The organism is Microcystis sp. LE19-8.1F (assembly GCF_027531715.1).
Lineage (GTDB): Bacteria > Cyanobacteriota > Cyanobacteriia > Cyanobacteriales > Microcystaceae > Microcystis > Microcystis wesenbergii_A.
Genome location: NZ_JAPZSO010000094.1, coordinates 1 through 6,192 on the forward strand (window position 1 = coordinate 1; position 6,192 = coordinate 6,192).

At 41.8% G+C, this 6,192-nt stretch carries 5 protein-coding genes and 1 pseudogene; 5 read left to right on the forward strand and 1 reads right to left on the reverse strand.

Annotation, left to right across the window (positions count from 1 at the left end; all coding sequences use genetic code 11):
* From O9334_RS23150 to O9334_RS09990, 3 genes and pseudogenes are all read left to right on the forward strand, one after another.
* Nucleotides 1-146, forward strand: a pseudogene (locus O9334_RS23150) (RRXRR domain-containing protein); the annotation flags it as partial.
* A 59-nt stretch (nucleotides 147-205) separates the two neighbouring features.
* Complete coding sequence (locus O9334_RS09985) at nucleotides 206-1,540, forward strand: ParA family protein (RefSeq protein WP_288000109.1); 1,335 nt, start codon at nucleotides 206-208, stop codon at nucleotides 1,538-1,540.
* The gene (locus O9334_RS09990) at nucleotides 1,537-2,229 is read left to right on the forward strand and encodes a Rho termination factor N-terminal domain-containing protein (RefSeq protein ID WP_147073009.1); all 693 of its coding nucleotides are present in this window, start codon (nucleotides 1,537-1,539) and stop codon (nucleotides 2,227-2,229) included. Before O9334_RS09985 ends, O9334_RS09990 begins: the two co-directional genes overlap by 4 nt.
* Before the next feature lie 404 nt (nucleotides 2,230-2,633).
* Here the strand turns inward: O9334_RS09990 and O9334_RS09995 are convergent, their stop codons facing one another.
* Complete coding sequence (locus O9334_RS09995; RefSeq protein ID WP_045360752.1) at nucleotides 2,634-3,350, reverse strand: lysophospholipid acyltransferase family protein; 717 nt, start codon at nucleotides 3,348-3,350, stop codon at nucleotides 2,634-2,636.
* 153 nt (nucleotides 3,351-3,503) lie between these two features.
* Here O9334_RS09995 and metG point away from each other — a divergent pair, with 153 nt between their 5' ends.
* Both metG and O9334_RS10005 read left to right on the forward strand, forming a co-directional pair.
* Nucleotides 3,504-5,117, forward strand: a complete 1,614-nt coding sequence (gene metG / locus O9334_RS10000) for a methionine--tRNA ligase (RefSeq protein ID WP_288000110.1) — start codon at nucleotides 3,504-3,506, stop codon at nucleotides 5,115-5,117.
* A gap of 98 nt (nucleotides 5,118-5,215) precedes the next feature.
* Nucleotides 5,216-5,821, forward strand: a complete 606-nt coding sequence (locus O9334_RS10005; protein WP_002743578.1) for a LabA-like NYN domain-containing protein — start codon at nucleotides 5,216-5,218, stop codon at nucleotides 5,819-5,821.
* The last annotated feature ends 371 nt before the right edge of the window (nucleotides 5,822-6,192 follow it).

A 6,192-nucleotide genomic window follows, 5' to 3' on the forward strand; every position in this document is an offset into this window, starting at 1 on the left:
CTTCTCCTAAAGGAATTGGTTATGTTAGTGGAGATACCGAAAAACAGCTATCTGTAAGCGATGCCAATTGGAAACGATTGGGACAGATAACTGTTAGCAAGATTCAGTTAATTCGTCGTTCTAACGGTTTAATTGTTTCTCGCTAACTCATATAAAGCTGCCCTCCGCTATCGCTAAAGGGCGGGGTTTCAGACCCATTTTTTCGATGAAAGATAACACCCCCAGAGTAACAAGTCTCAAATCTTATCTTCAGCATTTGCCTCAAAATGCGTCGGAAGCTATTGTTAGCACCAACTTTGCACCTTACCTGATATCATATTTAGGATTTTCAGACAAGGAGAGAATTCCACAGTACGACACGGGAGGCGGTGGGATTACCGACTTTGCCACTCGGAGAAACCTAGAAAACGATATTTTTCTGCATACAAAGAGTAATCCTTTTCTGCTGATAGAGTTAAAGGGTAGAGAGATTAACCTAACTGAAAATAGTCCAAGTTATAAGGCAACTGTCAATCAGTTAAAGCGTCAGTTATTAGGGAATAACTGTCAAGCATCCCAATGGGGAATTATCACTAATAGTTTACACATCCAGTTATTTAGAAAACACGGTAAAACAATTTTTCCTGCTACTACTTGCATACAGCTAACCCCTGATAACATTGATGATACTATAGCTCTGATCAAGACAAAAATTGACAAGACTCCCAAAGCATTAACGGTTACTGTTTACAATAATAAAGGCGGTGTAGGCAAAACCACCACAACCATAAATCTTGCGGCTATTCTTGCTTTTTTAGGTAAAAAAGTTCTAGTTTTAGACTTTGATTTTAATCAACGAGATTTAACTAGCTCTCTCCTAAATATAAAACCACAAAATGGACTACTAGAAGAGGCTTTAACTGATAAGAATATTGATCTAAAATCAGTGATTATTCCTTATATTTTTAAGAATCCAAAACTCCAAATTACCTTCGATGTTGTTCCTGCTGATCCTAAAATAGCAGGGCTGACGGAATTTGACTATCATTCTAAAATGAAAATATCCACTCTCCATAGAAAATTAGACTTAGCTAGATATGAATATGATTACATTTTTATAGATGCAGCTCCCAATTGGCGATTTACTAGCCAGCTGGCTGTTTATGCTGCCGATGTTGTCCTCTTACCCACAAAACATAACAATTCATTCTCCCTTAATAATGCAGCCACTGCCATCAAGGAGTTTCTGCCGGAAATGCAAAAATCAAAAAAAGATGGGACTCCCATAGCCTTACCAATTTTTTTCAACGGTGAGAAGATTACTCAACCACAGTTACAGCTTGCCCAAAAAGAAATTAATCAAATACTAAAAAATGACAAAAACCTTGTACCCTATTTTTATCCCAAACTCGCTCCTGCCAAAAAAGATTTACATATTCACCACCTGCCAGAATACGCTATTATAGCCAGTGCTGCTTTTGAGCGCGTGCCTGCCGTTTATAAACATATTTCCGTTTATTACTACTACCAAGACTTAGCAAAGGAGTATTTTTTACAATGATGGAATATACCGATATTGGTACTTTAAAGTATCTATACCTAGATGAAATAGAAATTACCAATGGGACCGATGCTGATAGTTTTTTAATTGAAGTTACTGCCAAACTATTACAGCAGACAGGTGGACGCAATTGGCTGCCTGTAATCGTCAAAGAATTATCAGAGGATCGCTATGAAGTTATCGGCAACTCATTTGTTTATGCTGTGGCTGAAAGGGCTGGACTAGAAAGAATTTGGTGTATTATTGCCGATGGAACAGAAGATGCTAGGAATATATCCAGAGTTTTGGCAAGAGAAGAAACCCCAAAACTAAATCTGTCAACAGCTTCAAGAGAAGAAATTAAATCTGCTTTACAGTTCTTAATTGAACAACCGAATAGCCCCCTAAAAACAGTTAAATTAGCTACTGCTACTGCTAGGATTGATGAAGCTCCCCGTCAATTCTGGAAGAGTTTAGACTCAATTGTTGCCCTCAAGTGTGGAATTACAAAAGGGAAGGGATTAGATTTACTCAAAACTGTCTTTTATCTCACTCCTCAATCTCAACAAGATGCAGTGATTGAGGAATTTTCAGAAGAAACTCTCAAACTCAAGACTGTTTCTGAATTAAAGACTCTAGCCAAAGAAAAGGGAATCGTTGGTTTAAGCAAGATGAAGAAAGCAGAGCTAGTCAGAATATTAGCGCAATAAGAAAAAGGATTATGAATTATGAATTATGAATTATGAGTTAGGAAGTGGGAAGTATTTTCAGTGAACAGTAAACAGTCGGGGTAGGGTTGATTCATGAATCAACCCTACCTTGAATCAACCCTACCTTGAATCAACCCTACCTTGAATCAACCCTAGAACGTAGGTTGGGTTGAAGCATGAAACCCAACGCCCGATCATGTTAGGCTACCGCTAACCCATCCTACAAATAATTGTGCCTCCCTACTTATAACAAATCACTCCAGTATCAATTATGAATTATGAGTTAGGAAGTGGGAAGTATTTTCAGTGAACAGTAAACAGTAATCAGTGAACTGAAAACTCACATCTGATAACTGATAACTGATAACTGATAACTGATTCAAGGCTGTCTCCTGTCTCCTGACTTACCCTTTCAGCAATAAATCGCTAATTTCCGACTGACAATGACCAATTAAACGATTAATCGCTTTTTTTCCTTGTTTACCTTGATAATCTGAGCGATCGCTTTCAGTAATTCGGTAGGGACGACCGATCGCCACCTTGACACGATGATAAAATACAACGGGATGCCAACCATCTTGATCGAATAAAGGTTCCGTGGTATCTAACCAGCGTAGCAAACGCACGGGAAAAGGACTAATAGCAGTTTCCGACTCAGAGAGAATAGCCACAGGTAAGACCGATAGATTCTCCACGGGACAACGCAGAGCTAAATGGGCAAATCCGCTTTGAAAACGGCTAATTTGACGAGGAGGAGTCAAATTTAACATCGGCGAGCCACCTTCTGGAAATAAACCGATCCATCGTCCGGACTGTAAAAAATCCGTTGCTTGCCGAAAAAAAGTCTGGTGGCGTTTTTCGGGGGTATCAAAGGGAAAACAGCCCAATTCTCCGATTAATTCCCGCAAAAGCGGCGTTTTTCCCATGTAGTGATGACAGGCGATCGGGAGAGTTTTGCCCAAAGCTTGAATTAAGATCGGCGCGTCCAAAAAGCTGCGATGGTTACTTACCACGATCGCCACTCCTTGGCTGGGTAGATTTTCTTGACCGACGGTAAACAGGCCCGTGCGTGTGGTATCAAGAATTAAACGAGAGGTAGATAGGGGGGTAAGCAGAGTCATAAAAAAAAAATCGGCCTTAAGATTGTTTTTATTGACTTAGACCACAATTAAAGGATAAAACGGAATTAAAGTATCATAAAATATGGACATTATGTCCTAATCATCCACAGATCAGCCTTAGGGCAGCCTCATCTATTTAAAAAAATAAATTTCATGAATGATTTAAATAAGCGAAAAACATTTGCTTTAACAACACCTCTTTATTATGTCAACGATATCCCTCACATCGGTAGTGCTTACACAACGATCGTAGCGGATGTTATGGCACGATGGCAGCGGTTACAGGGCAATTCTGTCCTCCTAATTACAGGAACCGACGAACACGGACAGAAAATCGAACGGACTGCGGCAGCCAAAGGACTCAATCCCCAGGAACACTGCGATCGCATCGCCACCAGTTTTGCCAATCTCTGGGCAAAGCTACACATCCAGTACGATCGCTTTAGTCGCACCACTGCCCCCCGTCATCAGGCAATTGTTAACGAATTTTTTGAAAGAGTCTGGGAAAAGGGCGATATCTATCTTGATCGCCAACAGGGTTGGTATTGCGTCGCCTGTGAAGAATTTAAGGAAAAAAGAGAACTGTTAGATAATGGCTGTTGTCCCATTCATACTAATCTGGCCGCCGAATGGCGCGACGAGGAAAACTATTTTTTCCGTCTCTCTAAGTATCAGGCACAACTAGAACAACTTTACCAAGAGCAACCCGATTTTATTCAACCAGAAAGCCGACGTAATGAGGTTCTCAACTTCGTCAACCAAGGACTACAGGACTTCTCCATCTCTAGGGTTAATGTGGCTTGGGGGTTTCCCATTCCCCACGATGGTCAGCATACCATCTACGTTTGGTTTGATGCCCTTCTTGGCTATGTTACCGCCCTTCTCGACCCCGAAGACGAACCCACCCTAGAAAATGCCTTGGCCAAATGGTGGCCGATCGATCTGCATCTGATCGGTAAAGATATATTAAGATTCCATGCCATTTATTGGCCGGCTATGCTAATGTCGGCGGGTTTACCCTTGCCCAAAAGAGTATTCGGCCATGGCTTTTTGACCAAAGACGGGCGGAAAATGGGCAAAAGTCTCGGTAATACCCTCGATCCCTTCGATTTGGTTGAGCGCTATGGGGCCGATGCCGTCCGTTACTATTTCGTCAAAGAGATTGAATTAGGACAGGATGGCGATTTTCAGGAAACCAGATTTGTTAATATTCTTAACGCGGATTTAGCCAACGATTTAGGCAACCTCCTCAATCGCACCCTAGGCATGGTTAAAAAATACTGCCAAAATATCCCCCCCCAGTTGACTGGCGTAGATATCCCCAACGATAATCGTCTTAAGAATATGGGGATCAATCTAGGGGGCATTGTTGAACAGAAGTATGATGCGCTACAATTTAATCAAGCCTGTGAGGAAATACTGGCGTTAATTCGTGCTAGTAACAAGTTTATCGATGAAAGTGCGCCCTGGAGTTTATTTAAACAGAAACAACAGGCAGCAGTAGAACAAGTCCTCTACGCAGTTTTGGAATCCGTAAGACTCTCTGCCTACCTACTCTCACCGATAATACCGACCTTGAGCAGTAAAATTTATCAACAACTAGGTTTTGTTATTGATTTTAATACTTTCAGGTCGGAGGACGGGGAAAACTCCCCTGATCGTGTCTCTTTTTCCAAACACTGTCAATGGGGATTACCCACAAATCCACAACTAGGAACACCTGAACCGATCTTTTCTAAACTAGAACTGCCGTTAAACGATTCCTAAAGGAATTTTTTAATAACTCTATTTTTTAAGGTCTGTTGTCCTTTGGGATACAACTGGCAAACACTCAACACTAAACTTTTAACAAACGAGGGAAAAAAATGTTTGATGATTATGACACAGCCCCAGTCTTCACCCCCGAACAAGTGCTAGAAAATCGCGGTCGTGTGGCGATTTTTATCGATGGTTCCAATTTATTTTATGCGGCTCTGCAATTAGGTATCGAAATTGACTACACCAAATTACTTTGTCGTTTAACTGCCGGTTCTCGTCTCTTGCGCGCCTTCTTTTATACTGGAGTTGATCGCACTAACGAAAAACAGCAGGGATTTCTCCTCTGGATGCGTCGCAATGGTTATCGAGTCATCGCTAAAGACCTAGTACAATTACCCGATGGTTCCAAAAAAGCCAATCTCGACGTGGAAATTGCCGTAGATTTAATGGCGCTAGTGGGTTCCTATGATACCGCAGTAATTGTCAGTGGTGATGGGGATTTGGCCTATGCTGCCGATTCCGTCAGTTACCGTGGTGCGCGAGTGGAAGTGGTTAGTTTGCGATCAATGACCAGTGATAGTTTAATTAATGTAGCCGATCGCTATGTTGATCTAGATCAAATCAAAGAAGAAATTCAAAAAACTAGCAAACATCACGTTAGTTATAATAATTTCCCCGTCAGCGTCTTAGACCAAGATCGGAGCAGTCGCTAGAAAAATTCGGCAAAAATCAAGTTTAAGGTGGGTAATTCCCACCTTTTTCAGTCATCAGTTATCAGTGACCAGTTATCAGTTATCAGTGACCACTCCCCCCGCAACGCGCACGAAGTGGTCTCCCATCTCCCCGCTCCCCTGCTCCCTGACTTGAAAATAGAAGCTGAAATAACGCAAATTCGTCAATCATACTAAATCCGTTGAGTATAAGCTACATATCAGGAGAGGCACTCCTGCAAGTGGAGTGACTGTTAAATTGTGACAGATGTATTAGCAGCTGCGTGTAAGCATCCCACCGAAAAACTAATGCGCGGGGGGTTTGGGGGCGGCGCCACGCCCCCAACGGGGGGTTTGGGGGGTAGAACCCCCCA

Excerpts from the sequence above, each read along its gene's own strand:
- O9334_RS09995 (WP_045360752.1), bottom strand. The coding sequence starts at position 3,350 with ATGACTCTGCTTACCCCCCTATCTACCTCTCGTTTAATTCTTGATACC.
- metG (WP_288000110.1), top strand. The coding sequence starts at position 3,504 with ATGAATGATTTAAATAAGCGAAAAACATTTGCTTTAACAACACCTCTT.
- O9334_RS09985 (WP_288000109.1), top strand. The coding sequence starts at position 206 with ATGAAAGATAACACCCCCAGAGTAACAAGTCTCAAATCTTATCTTCAG.
- O9334_RS10005 (WP_002743578.1), top strand. The coding sequence starts at position 5,216 with ATGTTTGATGATTATGACACAGCCCCAGTCTTCACCCCCGAACAAGTG.
- O9334_RS09990 (WP_147073009.1), top strand. The coding sequence starts at position 1,537 with ATGATGGAATATACCGATATTGGTACTTTAAAGTATCTATACCTAGAT.